18 protein-coding genes are annotated in these 15737 nt (G+C 68.9%); 8 read left to right on the forward strand and 10 right to left on the reverse strand.

Going from position 1 to position 15737, the window contains the following annotated elements; all coding sequences use genetic code 11:
* Nucleotides 1–54: 54 nt before the first annotated feature.
* Entirely contained in the window at nucleotides 55–3459 is a 3405-nt protein-coding gene (locus tag EV140_RS02715; RefSeq protein ID WP_130280768.1) for a pyruvate carboxylase, read from the reverse strand.
* 114 nt (nucleotides 3460–3573) lie between these two features.
* Here EV140_RS02715 and EV140_RS02720 point away from each other — a divergent pair, with 114 nt between their 5' ends.
* Nucleotides 3574–4377 (forward strand): ParA family protein, encoded by an 804-nt coding sequence (locus EV140_RS02720; RefSeq protein WP_130280770.1) that lies wholly within the window; start codon nucleotides 3574–3576, stop codon nucleotides 4375–4377.
* Between the two features lie 12 nt (nucleotides 4378–4389).
* Here EV140_RS02720 and EV140_RS02725 read toward each other — a convergent pair whose 3' ends face one another.
* From EV140_RS02725 to EV140_RS02740, 4 genes are all read right to left on the reverse strand, one after another.
* Nucleotides 4390–4935: a MerR family transcriptional regulator gene (locus EV140_RS02725; RefSeq protein ID WP_096421251.1), complete on the reverse strand. Its 546-nt coding sequence runs from the start codon at nucleotides 4933–4935 to the stop codon at nucleotides 4390–4392.
* Nucleotides 4936–5053: 118 nt separating this feature from the next.
* Nucleotides 5054–5758 (reverse strand): transcriptional regulator FtsR, encoded by a 705-nt coding sequence (ftsR, locus tag EV140_RS02730; protein WP_130280772.1) that lies wholly within the window; start codon nucleotides 5756–5758, stop codon nucleotides 5054–5056.
* A complete protein-coding gene (locus EV140_RS02735; protein WP_130280774.1) occupies nucleotides 5758–6222 on the reverse strand; it encodes an FHA domain-containing protein in 465 nt (154 codons plus the stop codon). Before EV140_RS02735 ends, ftsR begins: the two co-directional genes overlap by 1 nt.
* The gene (locus tag EV140_RS02740; protein ID WP_338418531.1) at nucleotides 6215–6856 is read right to left on the reverse strand and encodes a CDP-alcohol phosphatidyltransferase family protein; all 642 of its coding nucleotides are present in this window, start codon (nucleotides 6854–6856) and stop codon (nucleotides 6215–6217) included. The genes EV140_RS02735 and EV140_RS02740 overlap by 8 nt, the downstream gene beginning before the upstream one ends.
* Nucleotides 6857–6970: 114 nt before the next feature.
* On the opposite strand from EV140_RS02740, the gene EV140_RS02745 reads away from it, so the two are divergent.
* A complete protein-coding gene (locus EV140_RS02745) occupies nucleotides 6971–7432 on the forward strand; it encodes a hypothetical protein (protein ID WP_130280778.1) in 462 nt (153 codons plus the stop codon).
* Here the strand turns inward: EV140_RS02745 and EV140_RS02750 are convergent.
* Entirely contained in the window at nucleotides 7429–8184 is a 756-nt protein-coding gene (locus EV140_RS02750) for an SDR family NAD(P)-dependent oxidoreductase (RefSeq protein ID WP_130280780.1), read from the reverse strand. The two genes, EV140_RS02745 and EV140_RS02750, sit on opposite strands and share 4 nt — an antisense overlap.
* Nucleotides 8185–8194: 10 nt before the next feature.
* Complete coding sequence (locus tag EV140_RS02755; protein WP_130280782.1) at nucleotides 8195–9616, reverse strand: glucose-6-phosphate dehydrogenase; 1422 nt, start codon at nucleotides 9614–9616, stop codon at nucleotides 8195–8197.
* A 52-nt stretch (nucleotides 9617–9668) separates the two neighbouring features.
* On the opposite strand from EV140_RS02755, the gene EV140_RS02760 reads away from it, so the two are divergent.
* The 4 genes from EV140_RS02760 (at nucleotide 9669) to EV140_RS02770 (ending at nucleotide 12864) form a co-directional block, all read left to right on the forward strand.
* Nucleotides 9669–11447: a glycoside hydrolase family 15 protein gene (locus EV140_RS02760; protein ID WP_130280784.1), complete on the forward strand. Its 1779-nt coding sequence runs from the start codon at nucleotides 9669–9671 to the stop codon at nucleotides 11445–11447.
* Nucleotides 11444–11836 (forward strand): RNA-binding S4 domain-containing protein, encoded by a 393-nt coding sequence (locus tag EV140_RS02765; protein ID WP_130280786.1) that lies wholly within the window; start codon nucleotides 11444–11446, stop codon nucleotides 11834–11836. Before EV140_RS02760 ends, EV140_RS02765 begins: the two co-directional genes overlap by 4 nt.
* 100 nt (nucleotides 11837–11936) lie before the next feature.
* The gene (locus EV140_RS13605) at nucleotides 11937–12254 is read left to right on the forward strand and encodes a hypothetical protein (RefSeq protein WP_422386080.1); all 318 of its coding nucleotides are present in this window, start codon (nucleotides 11937–11939) and stop codon (nucleotides 12252–12254) included.
* Nucleotides 12148–12864: a hypothetical protein gene (locus tag EV140_RS02770; protein ID WP_422386081.1), complete on the forward strand. Its 717-nt coding sequence runs from the start codon at nucleotides 12148–12150 to the stop codon at nucleotides 12862–12864. The genes EV140_RS13605 and EV140_RS02770 overlap by 107 nt, the downstream gene beginning before the upstream one ends.
* A gap of 6 nt (nucleotides 12865–12870) precedes the next feature.
* On the opposite strand, the gene EV140_RS02775 is transcribed toward EV140_RS02770, so the two are convergent.
* From EV140_RS02775 to EV140_RS02785, 3 genes are all read right to left on the reverse strand, one after another.
* Nucleotides 12871–13824, reverse strand: coding sequence for an L-lactate dehydrogenase (locus EV140_RS02775; RefSeq protein WP_130280789.1), 954 nt, complete (start codon nucleotides 13822–13824; stop codon nucleotides 12871–12873).
* Between the two features lie 22 nt (nucleotides 13825–13846).
* A complete protein-coding gene (locus EV140_RS02780; RefSeq protein ID WP_130280791.1) occupies nucleotides 13847–14095 on the reverse strand; it encodes a hypothetical protein in 249 nt (82 codons plus the stop codon).
* Between the two features lie 100 nt (nucleotides 14096–14195).
* The gene (locus EV140_RS02785) at nucleotides 14196–14483 is read right to left on the reverse strand and encodes a Fe-S cluster assembly protein HesB (RefSeq protein WP_096421241.1); all 288 of its coding nucleotides are present in this window, start codon (nucleotides 14481–14483) and stop codon (nucleotides 14196–14198) included.
* Nucleotides 14484–14596: 113 nt separating this feature from the next.
* Here EV140_RS02785 and EV140_RS02790 point away from each other — a divergent pair, with 113 nt between their 5' ends.
* Together EV140_RS02790 and EV140_RS02795 are read left to right on the forward strand one after the other, a co-directional pair.
* Entirely contained in the window at nucleotides 14597–14953 is a 357-nt protein-coding gene (locus EV140_RS02790; RefSeq protein ID WP_130280793.1) for a hypothetical protein, read from the forward strand.
* A 101-nt stretch (nucleotides 14954–15054) separates the two neighbouring features.
* Nucleotides 15055–15723, forward strand: coding sequence for a hypothetical protein (locus EV140_RS02795; RefSeq protein WP_130280795.1), 669 nt, complete (start codon nucleotides 15055–15057; stop codon nucleotides 15721–15723).
* Nucleotides 15724–15737 lie beyond the last annotated feature (14 nt).

The following is a 15737-nucleotide window of genomic DNA, read 5'->3' on the forward strand; positions in this document are numbered from 1 at the left end:
AAGTTCGACACGCCAGTGTAGCGGGGTCTTCGCCCCCCTCACTGACCCGGGTGTCTACTGCCCGGCGACGACGACGAGCAGGTCCCCGGCCTCCACCTGCTGCGTAGAGGGAATCGCTCGACGCTCAATCGTGCCCGCAATGGGGGTCGTGATGGCCGCCTCCATCTTCATCGCCTCAATCGTCGCGATGGTGGCGCCCGCCTCAACCTCGTCGCCCTCGTCGACCTGCAGCGTGACGACGCCGCTGAAGGGTGCGGCGACGTGGCCGGGCTTCCCCGGGTCTGCCTTCTCGGCCGAGGCCGCGTCGACGGCGACCGAGCGGTCGCGAATGAGCACGGGACGCAACTGACCGTTGAGCGTGGCCATGACCGTTCGCATGCCCTTCTCGTCCGCCTCGCTGATCGCCTCGAGACCCATGAACAGGGTGACGCCGCGCTCTATCTCGATGACGTGCTCTTCGCCCGGCTTCAGGCCGTACAGATAGTCGGGGGTTGCCAGCACGGACACGTCGCCGTACTGCTCCCGCACCTGGAGGAACTGCTGCGTGGGCTGGGCGAACAGCAGCTGATTCAGCATGAGGCGACGCTCGTCGGTCGACCCGTCGAGCGCGGCGCGCTGGTCGTCGGTGAGCTCGGTGAGCCCGGGCTTTACGGTGCGCCCCTCGAGAACCTTGGTGCGGAACGGCTCGGGCCATCCGCCCGGCAGATCGCCGAGCTCGCCAGCCATGAAGCCGATCACCGAGTCGGGGATGTCGTAGTTCTGCGGGTTCCGCTCGAAGTCGTCGGGGTCGGCTCCCGCGGCGGCCATCTGCAGCGCGAGGTCACCGACCACCTTCGACGACGGGGTCACCTTCGTCGGCCGGCCGAGGATGCGGTTCGCCGCGGCATACCAGTCCTCGATGAGCTCGAAGCGGTCGCCGAGGCCGAGAGCGATGGCCTGCTGGCGCAGGTTCGACAGCTGCCCGCCGGGGATCTCGTGGTGGTACACGCGTCCGGTCGGCCCGGGCAGGCCCGACTCGAACGGCTTGTAAGCGCGACGCACCGCCTCCCAGTAGGGCTCGAGGTCGCTGACGGCGCCGAGATCGAGACCGGTGTCACGCTCCGTGTGCGCGAGGGCTGCGACGAGGGCCGACAGCGACGGCTGCGACGTTGTTCCCGCCATCGGCGCGCTGGCCGCGTCGACGGCGTCGGCGCCCGCGTTCGCGGCGGCGAGCAGGGTGGCGAGCTGTCCCCCCGCCGTGTCGTGGGTGTGCACGTGCAGGGGCACGTCGAATCGGTCGCGCAGCGCCGTCACGAGCTTCTCGGCGGCGCCGGCGCGCAAGAGGCCCGCCATGTCCTTGATCGCAAGGATGTGCGCTCCAGCATCGACGATGCGCTCAGCAAGCCGCAGGTAGTAGTCGAGCGTGTAGAGGTCTTCCGCCGGATTCAACAGATCACCCGAGTAACACATGGCGACCTCGGCCACGGTGGTACCCGTGCCGAGGACCGCGTCGATGGCGGGCCGCATCTGGTCGACAACGTTGAGGGCGTCGAAGATGCGGAAGACGTCGATGCCGGTCTCGGCCGCCTCGCGCACGAACGCGTCGGTCACCTCGGTCGGGTACGGCGTGTAGCCGACCGTGTTTCGGCCGCGCAGCAGCATCTGAATCGCGACGTTCGGCAGGGCCTCGCGCATGGCGGCAAGACGCTGCCACGGGTCTTCTCCGAGGAAACGGAGGGCAACGTCGTAGGTCGCCCCACCCCAGGCCTCGACGCTCAGCAGCTGCGGGGTCAGTCGCGCCACGTGCGGCATGACAGCGACGAGGTCGCGGGTGCGCACCCGCGTCGCCAAGAGCGACTGGTGCGCATCGCGGAAGGTGGTGTCGGTGACGGCGAGAGCGGTCTGTGCGCGCAGTTCGGCGGCGAAGCCGACCGGCCCGAGTTCGCGCAGACGGTCACGACTGCCCGCAGCGGGCGCCGCGTCGTAGTCGACCGCGGGCAGCTTCATGGCGGGGTCAATCACGCCGTCGCCCGCGCCGTTCGGCTGGTTGACGGTGACGTCGGCGAGCCACGTGAGCATCTTCGTGCCGCGGTCCTTCGACGGGTTCATTGTCACCAGCCCGGGGCGCTCGTCGATGAACGACGTCGACAGATCGCCGGCGATCACCGCCGGGTCGTCGAGCACCGCCTGCAAGAACGGGATGTTCGTGGTGACGCCGCGGATACGGAACTCGGCGAGTCCGCGCTTGGCGCGGTTCACAGCCGTGGCGAAGTCACGACCGCGGCACGTCATCTTGGCGAGCATCGAGTCGAAGTGTGGGCTCACCTGCGCGCCGGCGGCAATGGTGCCGCCATCGAGGCGCACGCCCGCACCGCCGGGCGACCGATAGGTGGTGATCTTGCCGGTGTCGGGGCGGAACCCGCTCGCCGGGTCTTCCGTGGTGATGCGACACTGCAGGGCAGCACCGCGCAGCTGGATCTGATCCTGGGCGAGCCCGAGATCGCTCAGCGACTCGCCCGCAGCGATGAGCATCTGAGCGCGAACGAGGTCGACGTCGGTGACCTCCTCGGTCACCGTGTGCTCGACCTGGATGCGCGGATTCATTTCGATGAACACGTACTCGCCAGCCCGTTCGCCCGCCGTGTCGAGCAGGAACTCGACGGTGCCGGCGTTCACGTAGCCGATCGACTTCGCGAACGCGACCGCGTCGCGATACATCGCCTGGCGGGTGTCGTCATCGAGGTTCGGGGCCGGGGCGATCTCGACCACCTTCTGGTGGCGGCGCTGGATCGAGCAGTCGCGCTCGAACAGGTGCACGGTCTCGCCGGAGCTATCGGCAAGAATCTGCACCTCGATGTGCCGCGGGCGCACGACGGCCTGCTCGACGAACATCGTCGCGTCGCCGAACGCGCTGTCGGCCTCGCGCATCGCCGCTTCGAGAGCGGGGCGCAGTTCCTCGCGGGTCTCGACCCGGCGCATCCCTCGCCCGCCGCCACCGGCGACGGCCTTCGCGAAGACGGGGAATCCGATCTCGTCGGCGGCCTCGAGGAGAACCTGGATGTCGGTGGTTGCGGGGCTCGACTTCAGAACGGGAACCCCTGCGGCAATCGCCTTCTCTTTGGCCGACACCTTGTTTCCGGCCATCTCGAGCACCTCGCGGGGTGGGCCGATGAATGCGATGCCGTTGGCGCGCGCCGCCTCGGCCAGGTCGGGGTTCTCGCTGAGGAACCCGTAGCCGGGGTAGATCGCATCGGCACCCGAGAGCTTCGCGACCCGAATGATCTCGTCAACGTTCAAGTAGGCCCGAACCGGGTGGCCCTCCTCGCCGATCTGATATGCCTCGTCGGCCTTCAGCCGGTGAAACGAGTTGCGATCTTCGTAGGGAAACACGGCGACCGTCTTGGCGCCCAGCTCAACCGCGGCGCGAAACGCCCGGATAGCAATTTCTCCACGATTAGCGACGAGGATCTTCTGAAACATTGCGTCCTTCCTGGCACGACGCCGAAGCGTCGCGTCGGGGGTGGTGGCCGGGGACGTCCGCGAATGGTGCGGATGCACGCGTTCCATAGCCTAGTGAAGGTAGGGTCTTCTTCCGTGCACGTACTGAGCATCAGCTCCCTCAAGGGAGGCGTCGGCAAGACGACGGTGACCCTCGGGCTCGCGTCTGCCGCGTTCTCGCGGGGCCTGCGCACTCTCGTCGTCGATCTCGACCCGCAGTCGGATGCATCCACGGGCATGGACATTCAGATCGCCGGCCGGCTGACGGTCGCCGACGTGCTGGCCTCGCCGAAGGAGCGCATCGTTCGCCAGGCGATTGCCCCGTCGGGCTGGACGCGTGGACGACCGGGAAAGGTCGACGTGCTCATCGGCAGCCCCAGCGCCATCAACTTCGACGGGCCGCACCCCTCGATTCGTGAGATCTGGAAACTCGAAGAGGCTCTCGCGCACATCGAAAGCGAATACGACCTCGTGCTCGTCGACTGCGCCCCCTCGTTGAACGCCCTCACCCGCACGGCGTGGGCGGCGAGCGATCGAGTCATGGTGGTCACGGAGCCCGGGCTGTTTTCCGTCGCCGCCGCTGACCGAGCGCTGCGCGCGATCGAAGAAATCCGTCGCGGACTGTCTCCGCGTCTCCAGCCGCTCGGCATTGTGGTGAACCGTGCACGTGTGCAAAGCCTTGAGCACCAGTTCCGCATCAAGGAGCTGCGCGACATGTTCGGCCCGCTGGTGCTCGCCCCGCAGCTGCCCGAGCGCACATCGCTCCAGCAGGCACAGGGTGCCGCGAAGCCGCTGCACGTGTGGCCGGGCGAAAGCTCTCAGGAGATGGCGCGCAACTTCGACCAGCTCCTCGACCGCGTGATGCGTACGGCGCGTATCGGCGAGTACGCCCAGCAGTAGCGTGCTGTTGCTCTAACTGGCGCGGGTCGCGCGGCGGGCGGCGAGTTCGTCTTTGGGGTCGGCAGTCGGGCTGGCATCGAGGTCGATGAGTTCGGTCTCGACCTCGCGCAGTACCTTGCCGACGGCGATGCCGAAGACGCCCTGGCCGCGGCTGACGAGGTCGATGACCTCGTCATTGGAGGTGCAGAGGTAGACGCTCGCCCCGTCGCTCATGAGGGTCGTCTGGGCCAGGTCATGCACGCCGGATTCGCGCAGCTGCTCGACGGCCGTGCGAATCTGCTGCAGCGAAATGCCGGTATCGAGCAGCCGCTTCACTAGCTTCAGCACGAGAATGTCGCGGAAGCCGTAGAGGCGCTGCGTGCCCGAACCGGATGCGCCGCGAACGGTCGGCTCGACGAGTTGTGTGCGTGCCCAGTAATCGAGCTGGCGGTACGAGATGCCGGCGGCACGTGCGGCGACAGCGCCGCGGTATCCCGCCTCATCGTCGAGATCGGGCAGGCCGTCGGTGAAGAGCAGTTCGAGTTCGTAGCGTTCGTCGCGGCGGCTGCTGTCCGTCATGGCGCGTACCTAACCTTCAGTCTTAACGTGACACTTGGCGTCACGCCCTTCACCCTAGCGAGCGCAAGACGCGCTGGCCGCGAGATCCGCCGACGACACGTCGGCGTGTCGGGCCTCCCTACGACTGTAGCCTGCCGAGCGCCGAACGGATCAGGCTGGATCGCACGATTTCGAGCTGGCTGGCAATCTCACGAGCCAGTTCTGCCGCCTTCGCACGGCTGGAGGCGTCGTTACGGCGAGAGACCGGGATCAGTGCGCTCTCGATGAGGCCCAGTTCACGCTCCGCTGAGGCGCGGAAGCCCCGCAGGTGACGGGGCTCGATGCCGGTGCGCTGCAGTTCCACAAGCGCGCGCAACACCTGCACCGCGTCGTCACCGAAGGTGTCTGCCGGGGTGATCAGGGATGCGCTGATCGCGTCGCTGAGCAGACCGGGGGTCGCCTGCGCCTCGCGAATGAGTTCCTCGCGGCTGTAGCGACGGTCGCTCGAGAGGATCGACGGGACGGCTGCGTCGAGGCCGACCGGCAGGCGCGGGGTGCGCCCAGCGTCAAGGTCGTCGAGGTGCTCGCGAATGACCTTCAACGGCAGGTAGTGATCGCGCTGCATCGTGAGAATGAAGCGCAGCCGGTCGACGTCTGCTGCCGAGAACTTTCGGTAGCCCGAGTCGGTGCGCTCGGGTGCCACGAGGTTGCGCTCCTCCAAGAACCGCAGTTTCGAGGGCGTCAGGTCGGGGAACTCGGGACTGAGTTTGGCAAGCACCTGGCCGATCGACAGTAGCCCCGCTGTCGCCGGCCGTCGCGCCTCAGCGGACGACCGTGCGGGCATCAGGCGCCCTGCGGCTGGTCGTGGCGCGATGAGTAGAAGGTCAGGTGGAACTTGCCCACCTGCACTTCGGCGCCGTCGACGAGGGGGACGGTGTCGTCGATGCGCTCGCCGTTGTAGAACGTGCCGTTCAGCGAACCGAGGTCACGAACGGCGAATTGGGTACCCGAGCGTACGAATTCTGCATGCTTGCGCGACACCGTCACGTCGTCGAGGAAGATGTCGGCGTCGGGGTGGCGACCGGCGATCGTCTGGTCGCTGTCGAGCAGGAATCGCGCGCCGGTGTTGGGGCCTCGGCGCACGATGAGCACGGCTGAACCCGACGGAAGGGCGCTGATGATGTCCAGTTCGCCCGTGCGGACACCGGCTTCCATCGCCGCCAATTGCGAGGCGAATTCGGGCCCGTAGTGCACCGTCGTGTCTTGCGGGCGGTACTCGCGTTCGCCGTCTGCCGTGTTGTCAGCCATCCGTCGTCCTCCTGTGTGCCAGCGTATCCGATGCATCTACTCTGTCGAGGGGGTGTTCACGGATGAGGACACGCGTTTGGCGCAGGTAGAGCAGGCCCGCCCACCAGTAGAGGAAGGCCCCCCACAGGGCGAAGGCCCAGCCGATGGGGTCAGATACGGCCGCGAGGGACGGGAAGGCCTGCCCGAGGACGAGGATGGGCAGCGCGTAGAACAGTGCGAAGGTCGCGGTTTTGCCGAGGTGATGAACGGGCAGCGGCCCGAATCGGTGCTGGGCGAGCACGACACCGAGCACGACCAGAAAGACGTCGCGACCGATGATCACCACGACGAGCCACCAGGGGACGACCCCTCGCACGGCGAGACCCAGGACGGCCGCCATGATGAAGAGCCGGTCGGCGGCCGGATCGAGGAGTTGGCCGAGCTTCGTGATCTGGCCGAAGCGTCGGGCGATCACCCCATCGGCCCAATCGCTGACGGTGGACACCACGATCACGATGAGAGCCGCGACATCTTCGCCGACAACGACGAGGACAAAGAAAACGGGGACGAGCAGCAGACGCAGCGCGCTCAACGCGTTCGGAACGGTCCAGACGCGGTCGCTCACCACGGGCGAGGCGGGCGCGGGCTCGGACACGGCCACAGTCTAGTGACGCGCCGCTGCCCGCTCCGGGGAAGGACAGCGCAGAGTTCGCTGTACGCGCCGTGCCGCAGTCGCCGGAAACGGCGAGCGAGGGTTACCGTACCTGGCATGTCGTGCATCCGGTTCAACACCCCCGCGCAGAAGCGCCAACTCGCCGAGAACGCCCCCGCGATGCAGCTCGGAACCGAGCCGGTGGCGCAGTTCCTCTCCCCCACGGTGACTGACTCCAAGCGGGAGCGCATTCGTCGACTGGCCGCGAGCGACGACCCGCGCATCCGTGAGAGCGCCGCGCTGTCGTACCACGCCCCCGACGAGGTGTACGAGGCGCTGGCCCACGACCCCGAAGCGAGCGTGCGCAGCTGTCTCGCCCGCAACGAGCGCACGCCGTGCGATGTGCTGCGCACCCTCGCGGCCGATCCCGACGAGCAGGTGCGCGCGTGGGTGGCAATCAACTACTTCGTTCCCGCGGACGCGATGGAACGTCTCGCGGTCGACGAGAGCGACACCGTGCGCGCCCTTGTCGCTTGGAAGGCGTCGCTCGCCGGCGAAGCCCACCCCGTCGCCGTCTAGCGCGAGCGGAACTGCCCAGCCGCCGACAGCGAGTCGGGCAGGATGCGGGCAAGCCCCGCGATGACCTTCCAGCGCAGTGTCGGGATTACGACACTGCGGCCGCGATCGATCGCCCGCATCGACTGCCGAACAACCGTCGGGGCGTCCAGCCACAGCGCCTTCGGGATGCCGGAGACGTCGACCCCCATGCGCTCATGGAATTCGGTTCGCACAAATCCGGGAGCCACCGCTGTCACGCTCACGCCGCGGCGGCGATACGTCAGGTTCGCCCAGCGCGCGAACGACACGCCCCAGGCCTTTGCGGCGCCATAGGTGCCGCGCGGAGTGAATGCGGCCACGCTCGAGACGATGACGATGCGTCCCCCGCCGCCCGCGAGCATCCGCCTCAGGGCCGTCTGAGAGAGGCGCAGCGGAACGGCCACGTGAATCGCGAGGTGGCGCTGCTCGTCCTCGGCGTCGGTCGCGGCGAGGTCGCCGCCGATCCCGTAGCCGGCGTTGTTGATGAGCACGTCGACCGGGTCGGACTCGGACGCGATGCGGGCGTCAACGGCCTCGACCCCAGCCGCATCGTGCAGGTCGGCCACCAGGGTCTCGACGGTGACTCCGTGCTGCGAGCGCATCCGCTCGGCGACCTCGTCGAGCCTGCTCGCGGTACGGGCGACCAGCACGAGGTCGTCGCCGCGGGCCGCGAGCTGGCGGGCGAATTCGAGTCCGATACCGGCGGTTGCACCGGTGATGAGGGCACGCGTCACGACGCCGAGCCTAGCCGCGCGACAGGTCGGTAAGCGGCGTCGACCAGCCGTCGGGGCCGGACGAGCCGGCCGGGTACTCGTCAAGCGGTACCGCGCCATCACGCCAGGCGGCGAGCACCGGATCGACGAGCGCCCAGCAGAGTTCGGCGGCCTCCGCGGGAACGCTCAACAGCGGATCGGCGGCCAGGATGCCGTCGAGCACCTCGCCGTATGCCGTGAGCTCACCCGACCCGAAGTCGGTGTCCAGCTGCACGCGGTCGAGCTCCAGCGGATCGCCCGGCCCGTTCAGGTCGAGGTCGACCGTGAGGTGCTCGGGCGTCAACGAGACGATGATGCGCGGCGCATCGGAAGCCCCGCGAAAGCCCCGCGGGAGGTGAGCGACCGGATGCAACGTCAGCTGCGCGTCCTTTCGTGGCGCGCCGACCGCTTTGCCGCTGCGCAGCATGATCGGTACCCCCGCCCAGCGGGCGTTCTCGACGGTGACGACGAATTCGGCGAGTGTCTCGGTCTCGTTCTCTGGGTCGACGCCGTCTTCGTCCGCATAGGCGGGCACGCCCTCGCCGTCGAGCTCGCCCGCCGTGTACCGCGCACGGCGGGAGGCGCGCGCCGGGTCGTCGGCAAGCGGCCGCATCGCCCGCAGCGCCTGCACGAGCGACCCGCGCAGGTCGTCGGCGTCGAGAGCGGCGGGCGCTTCCATCGTCATAAAGCCGGCGACGAGCAGCAGATGGCTCTGGATCATGTCGACGAGCGCTCCCGCACTGTCGTAGTAGCCGGCGCGGCCCTCCAGCGCGAGCGTCTCGTCGTAGACGATGTCGATGGCGGCGACATTGTCGCGATTCCACACGCTCTCGAACAAACGGTTGGCAAAGCGCAGCCCCAGGAGGTTCAACACGGTCGACTTGCCGAGGAAGTGGTCGACGCGGAACACCTGGTCATCGGCGACGCGCTCGGCGAGCAGCGCATTGAGTGTTCGGGCCGACTCGGCGTCGTGACCGAAGGGCTTCTCGAGGGCGAGGCGGGTTCCGTCGGGCAGGTCGCCGGGCCGCAGCGCCTCGACGGCCCGCACGGTGATGTCGGGCGGCAGGGCGAAGTAGAGGATCGGCGGATGCTCGGCGCTGGCCACAAGGTCACGCAACTGCCCGCGGTCGGTCGCGTCCACCGTGCGCCACCGGGCCGCGTCGACGGCGCGGTCGATCGCGGTCTTCGCGGCAGCCGCATCGGGAACGTCACCGAGCGCATCCAGGCCGTTTTCGAGGGCCTCACGCACGATTTCGCGCCATGCGGCGTCGTCGCTCTCACTGTGGCCCGCTCCGACAAGGGTGAGGCGCAATTCCGGGTTTCGGGCGAGTACTCCGGCGAGCCCCGGCACCAGCAGGCGCTTCGTGAGGTCGCCACCGGCGCCGAGGATGATGAGCGTCTGATCGGACTGCATCGAGTCACCGTATCGAGGCCGCCTCGAAGATGCGTCTGCTTGGATGATTCTCATGGCCGAGCCTCTGGAGAATTACGCCCTCGTCGGAGACTGCCGATCGGCGGCACTCATCGGCCGCACCGGATCGATCGACTGGCTGTGCCTGCCGCGCTTCGACTCGTCGTCTCTGCTCGCTCGGATCCTCGGCGACGAGCGCCACGGGCACTGGTCGCTGAACCCGGTCGGCGCCGTCGAATGCACCTCGCGTCGCTACGAGGAGGACACGTTCGTCCTCGTGACCCGGTGGGAGACCCCGACCGGCGTCATCGAGGTCACCGATTGGATGCCGATCGAGAACGGCGAGAGCGACATCGTGCGGCGGGTGACCGGCCTTGAGGGCGAGGTGACGGTCGAGCAGGTGCTGCGCATCCGCTTCGATTACGCCGATGCGATGCCGTGGGTGCGTCAAACAGGCACGGAGGATGCCCCGGAACTCACCGCCATCGCCGGCCCTGACGCGGTCGTCGTGCGCGGCCCCCGGTTCACCGCGGTCGATCACGCACACCGCGCCGAGTTCACCGTGAGCGCGGGCGAGACCGTCGACACCGTGCTGACGTGGTTCCCCTCGCACAAGTCGCCCCGCCCGCCGCAAGACGTGGACACGATGCTCGAGACCACGCGCGCGTGGTGGCAGAACTGGGCGCGGACGTGCACTCCGCCGGGCGCGTACGACGAACACGTGCGCCGCTCGCTGCTCGTCCTGCGAGCGCTCACCCACGAGTCGACCGGCGGCATCGTCGCCGCCCCGACGACGAGCCTGCCGGAGGAGATCGGGGGCGGACGCAACTGGGACTACCGCTACGTCTGGATCCGCGACGCCGCCCTCACCCTCGAGGCACTCATGATCCACGGCTACCAGGACGAGGCAAGTGCGTGGCGCGACTGGCTATTGCGGGCGATCGCCGGCGACCCGGAAGACGTGCAGATCATGTACGGCCTCTCGGGCGCGCGCTACCTGTACGAGCGCGAGATCGAGAGCCTCCCCGGCTACGAGGGCTCCTCCCCCGTGCGCGTCGGAAACGGCGCCTACGACCAATTCCAGGGCGACATCTTCGGCGAGCTCATGATCGCCCTGGAAGACGCACGCGAGCTCGGGGTGCACGAGGACGACTTCTCGTGGTCGCTCCAGGTGCGACTGCTCGAGTGGGTTGCGACCCAACTCGACCGCGCCGATAACGGCATCTGGGAGATCCGCGGGCCGCTGCGCACCTTCACGCACTCCCGAGCGATGCTGTGGGCAGCCTTCGACCGCGGCATCCGCGCGATCGAGCAGTTCGACCTGACCGGGCCGCTCGCCGAGTGGAAGGCCACTCGCGAGCGCTTGCGCACCGAGATCGAGGAGCACGGTTTCGACGCTGAGCGCGGTCACTACCGTCAGCACTACGACACAGTCGAAGTCGACGCGTCGCTGCTGCAGCTCGCCCAGATCGGCTACGTCGCCTACGACGACGATCGGATGCTCGGAACGGTCGCCGAGATCGAACGCACGTTGCTGCGCAAGGGACTCCCGCTGCGCTACCGCACGGAAAGCGGGGTCGATGGCCTGGAGGGTGACGAGCATCCGTTCCTCACCTGCGCCTTCTGGCTGGTCGAGCAGTACGCCCGCTCGGGCCGCCTCGACGACGCGGTTACCCTCATGGACCGGCTGGTCGGCATCACGAACGACGTGGGGCTGCTCAGTGAGGAGTACGACGTCGACGATGAGCGGCACCTCGGCAATACCCCGCAGGCGCTGTCGCACCTCGCTCTCGTGCGGGCGGCCGACGCGATCTCGGAGGCGCGGGCGACGTGACGGCCGCTGGCGGGGTCGGCGGGGCGACACAGGCACGCGTTGACGCGTGGGCCTGGGCGATTCGCCTGTTTTCGACCCGCTCGGCGGCGACCGCTGCCTGCAAGGCGGGGCACCTGAAGGTGAATGGATCGACGGTGAAGCCCGCCCACCCGGTTAAGGTCGGAGACACGGTGCGGGCGCTGACCCCGGGTGGCGAGCGCATCGTCGTCGTCACCGGCATCATCGTCAAGCGCACCTCGGCGGCGAAGGCGGCCGAACACTACGATGACCGCACTCCCCCGCCCCCGCCAAAGGAGGAGCGCGTTTTGCCGGTGCTGCGCGAGCGCGGGGCAGGACGCCCGACCAAGCGCGACCGGCGCGAGATTGAGCGATTGCGCGGACGCGACTGAGCGCTTCCTCGACGCTGCCTGTGGGAACCGCCCACTCGCCGACCCGCGGCCCCACACTCGACGGGTGCGCCTTCGACGATCTTCGACCGACGACCCGGGAATGACGCGGCGCCGTCGCGGACGCGGGTACTCCTACAGTGACGCGGACGGCAGGCCCGTCACCGACCCGGCGACGCTGGAGCGGATCACCTCGCTCGTCATTCCGCCCGCCTGGACCGACGTGTGGATCTGCGCTGACGAGCGCGGGCATCTCCAGGCCGCCGGGACGGACGCCGACGGACGCCGACGGACGGCGACAGTACCGCTACCACCTGGGGTGGACGGTACGCGCCGAGCGGCGCAAGTACGCCCGCGTGCGCGAGCTCGCCGGGTGTACGACCCCCCTGCGCCGACGCATCACCACCGACCTCCGCAGTGAGGTTCCGCAGGCCCGCGCCACGGCGATCGCGGCTCGACTCATCGACGCGCTGGGGGTGCGACTCGGCGACGAACGGTACGCGCTCGAGCACGGCACGGTGGGTGCCCTCACGCTGGAATGGCAGCACGTCGAGATCGACGGCGCTCGGGTGCACCTCGATTTCCCGGCAAAATCGGGCGTGCGCTGGCAGGCGACGCTGCGCGACGCCGACCTGGCCGCGGCGCTGGACGCCGTGCCGCGAGGGCGTCGCGTACGACTGACCGAGTGGCGCGATGCCGAGGGCCGGCATCGCGTCAGCGCACGAGCGCTCACTGACTACCTGTCGATCGCGAGCGGGTGCGCCGTGACGCCGAAAGACCTGCGCACGCTCCTCGGCTCGCGCACTGCCGCCGAGGTGCTGGCCCGGTCGGGGCCGCTCCCCCGCGCCGAGCAGGACGCCGTCATCCTCTCGGCGGTGGATACCGTCGCGGAGACGCTGCGCAACACGCGCGCCGTGGCGCGTTCGTCATACATCGATCCCGTGGTGATCGAACGGTTCCGCCGCGGCCGCGTCGCCGCTCTCACGCGCGCGGGCGTCTCAGATCGGGCGTACGCCGACCTCGTCAGGTGACGCGGCTCACAGCCCCAGAGCCTCGAGGGATGCGCGGATCGCCTCCGCGCTGTGGTGCAGCTGCCGCTCCTCCTCCGCCGAGAACGGCGCGTCGATGACCCGCGAGACACCGCGCGCATCGACGATGCTCGGCACGGACAGCGCAACACCGCTGACGCCCCGGTAGTCGTCGAGCACGCTCGAGACGGGCAGGATCGCGCCCTCGTCATGCAGGATCGCCTCGACGATGCGCGCGCCGGACAGCCCAATCGCGTAGTTCGTCGCACCCTTGCCCGCGATGATGGTGTATGCCGCGTTCTTGACCTCCTCGGCGATCTCGTCGAGCTCTTCGACCGTGAGGCTCGCCCCCTCCTCGTCGATCCACTCGCGAATGGGGATCGGGCCGATGCGGCTTTGTGACCACAGGGGGAACTCGCTGTCGCCGTGCTCCCCGACGATCATGGCGTGCACGCTCGCGGCGCTCACCCCGAGGCGTTCTGCCAGTCGCCACCGCAACCGCGACGAGTCGAGCACCGTGCCGCTCGAGAACACCCGCGCGGGCTCGAGCTCGCTGAACTGCTGGGCGGCGACCGCCAACACGTCGCACGGGTTCGTCACGAGCATGAACACGGCATTCGGTGCACGCTCGACGAGGCGCGGCATGAGATCGCGCAGGATCTCGACGTTGACCCCCGCGAGGTCGAGTCGGCTCTGGCCGGGGTGCTGCTTGGCACCGGCTGTGATCACCACGACGTTGGCCCCCTCCACCACGTCGAGGTCGGCACCGCCACTAATGGCGCTCGAACCGGTGAACGGGGTACCGTGCGCGAGGTCGAGAATCTCGGCGTTCACGCGCGCCTCGTCAATGTCGTACAACACCACCTCGCGTGCGCTCTCGCGAATAAGGGAGGCGTAGGCGAGGGCGGTGCCCACCGCGCCTGCTCCGACGATGGCCAAACGGGAATTGTCGATGACTGCCATGACATCCACCCTGGCCGAAGGATCACCCCGCTGTCGAGGGTCCTTCGACCCATTCGGAGGCGGTGTCAGGGTCGACCAGCGATTGCAGATGCGCCACGAGCATCCCCTCGGCCGCGCCCGACGGGACTGCCTCGTTGAGCGCGATCCGCGGCGCCTGCTCCACCGGCAGCATTCCGAAGCCGCTGGTGCTGAGGGAACCGATGACGCAGCCCGCCACGGTGCGGCGAGAAATGTCTGAGAGCTCGGTGAGGGTGTCGCCCCAGTGCGCCATGCCCGGAGACTAGCGCGCGAGCACCCCCGGGCCGACGGAGACAGGCCGTCGCACCGGGGGTGCTCGTGGGCGTCGTCAGGGGCGACGACGGGGTGCTGCGTTACGACGCCTGCTCGCCGATGGCGAAGCGAACGTTGCCGTCCTCCGCGACCTGCGCGTCGAGCACCTTGTCGGCGAGGGCGACGGACGCGTTCTGCTCGAGGAATACACGGGCAGCGCCGTTCTCGACCACCTGGTCGCCGTCAACGGGGGCGGGCGCGACCGACACGGCGAACTGCGTCGAGTCAGCTCCACCGGAGTCGATGCGCAGGCCGGCGGTACCGGGGTCGGCCTCGCGTGCGACGAGGTTCTCGATGACGGTGCTGGCGGTCGGGGTGAGGGTGAGCATGGCTGCTCCTTCCGGATCGCGGGCAATAAGTCAGCCACGATTCCGCACACCCCGCGGACTCTTCAAGCGGTGCGCAGCGATACGGAGGGTTCTCCCACGAAGCTTTGCGCACATTGTGCGGCTCACCCGCGACGTGGGTAATTGCTACCGACAATGCCGGTGACGCGGGTGGTTCCTCCAGCGTTGCACTGGTCACCCTGCCGATCGACGGCGGGGTTCCCTTCCCCGACGTCTTCTTCCCGACCGACGCATTTATCGAGGGCTCGTACGGCACCGACACCAACGCCAACACCGAGGTCTGGAATGTGCAGCTGACGAGCGCCGACCCCGCCGCTGAGGTCGCCGCGGTCGAAGCTGCCTACGCGGGCGCGATGGCCCTCAGCGCGTCGGAGGACCCCGCAAACGGGCTCTACAGTCGGTCATTCTGTGACACAGCGGCAGGACTCGCGGTTGTGTACGGCTGGCGGTGACGTGATCAGCATCACGGTCGAAGCCGACCTCGACTAAGGCGCAGCGCCCGACCGTTACGGTCTCCCGGCCGTCACGCGGCGGCCGGGGTTAGCATGCCCGCATGTCGACAGCGCGACCCGCGATGCCCGGCCGCCGCCCCCCGGTCATGTCGTCGGGGCAGGTCACCCGCACACTGCTGCTGGTCGCGCTGATCGCGATGGTCGTCGGCGGCCTGTCGTTTCAGCTGGGCACGGCCGACACGTCGTTCGATCGTCCCGGCGAGGTTGTGCTGCTGTTCGTCGACGTGGCTCCGCTGCTGTGGTTCGCCGCGGCTCCGATCGTGCTCAGCACGCTGCGCTGGCAGGCGCTGGATGCTCGGCTCAAGTGGGTGACGCTGGCCGCGGTGATCGCGGCGGCCGTCGCGGTCGCGGTGCGGCTGTTCGCGCTCGACGACCCGCCGCTGGCGGCGGTCGTCGACCCCTTCACGGCGGCGTTCCCCGTGTGGGTGCTCGCGGCGGTGCTGTTCATTCGCACTCGGGCGCGACGGTTCGCCGCCGGAACGGATGAGGGCATCACGCTCGTAGGCATGGCGCTGGGCTTCGGTGCCGCGGCCGCGGGGGTGGCGCTCGGCGCCCTGCGCCTCGTGCTCGTCGGCCCGATCGCGACGCCCGGCGTCCCGGTCGTTCCGGTGAACGAGAGCCCGACCGTCACCTTCCTCACCGCCGCCACCTTCGCGATGGTCGGCGGGCTGTTCTGGCTCGTGGATCGCACGCGGTCGCCGCGGCGGTGAGCCGAGACCGGGGT

It is taken from the genome of Microcella alkaliphila, assembly GCF_004216855.1.
Classification (GTDB): domain Bacteria; phylum Actinomycetota; class Actinomycetes; order Actinomycetales; family Microbacteriaceae; genus Microcella; species Microcella alkaliphila.

Bases quoted from the DNA above. Each gene is read 5' to 3' on its own strand.
- EV140_RS02780 (WP_130280791.1), bottom strand. From the start codon at position 14,095: ATGGCGCACTGGGGCGACACCCTCACCGAGCTCTCAGACATTTCTCGC.
- EV140_RS13605 (WP_422386080.1), top strand. From the start codon at position 11,937: ATGACGCGGCGCCGTCGCGGACGCGGGTACTCCTACAGTGACGCGGAC.
- EV140_RS02760 (WP_130280784.1), top strand. From the start codon at position 9,669: ATGGCCGAGCCTCTGGAGAATTACGCCCTCGTCGGAGACTGCCGATCG.
- EV140_RS02795 (WP_130280795.1), top strand. From the start codon at position 15,055: ATGTCGACAGCGCGACCCGCGATGCCCGGCCGCCGCCCCCCGGTCATG.
- EV140_RS02775 (WP_130280789.1), bottom strand. From the start codon at position 13,824: ATGGCAGTCATCGACAATTCCCGTTTGGCCATCGTCGGAGCAGGCGCG.
- EV140_RS02785 (WP_096421241.1), bottom strand. From the start codon at position 14,483: ATGCTCACCCTCACCCCGACCGCCAGCACCGTCATCGAGAACCTCGTC.
- EV140_RS02715 (WP_130280768.1), bottom strand. From the start codon at position 3,459: ATGTTTCAGAAGATCCTCGTCGCTAATCGTGGAGAAATTGCTATCCGG.
- EV140_RS02725 (WP_096421251.1), bottom strand. From the start codon at position 4,935: ATGACGGACAGCAGCCGCCGCGACGAACGCTACGAACTCGAACTGCTC.
- EV140_RS02755 (WP_130280782.1), bottom strand. From the start codon at position 9,616: ATGCAGTCCGATCAGACGCTCATCATCCTCGGCGCCGGTGGCGACCTC.
- EV140_RS02745 (WP_130280778.1), top strand. From the start codon at position 6,971: ATGTCGTGCATCCGGTTCAACACCCCCGCGCAGAAGCGCCAACTCGCC.
- EV140_RS02735 (WP_130280774.1), bottom strand. From the start codon at position 6,222: ATGGCTGACAACACGGCAGACGGCGAACGCGAGTACCGCCCGCAAGAC.
- ftsR (WP_130280772.1), bottom strand. From the start codon at position 5,758: ATGCCCGCACGGTCGTCCGCTGAGGCGCGACGGCCGGCGACAGCGGGG.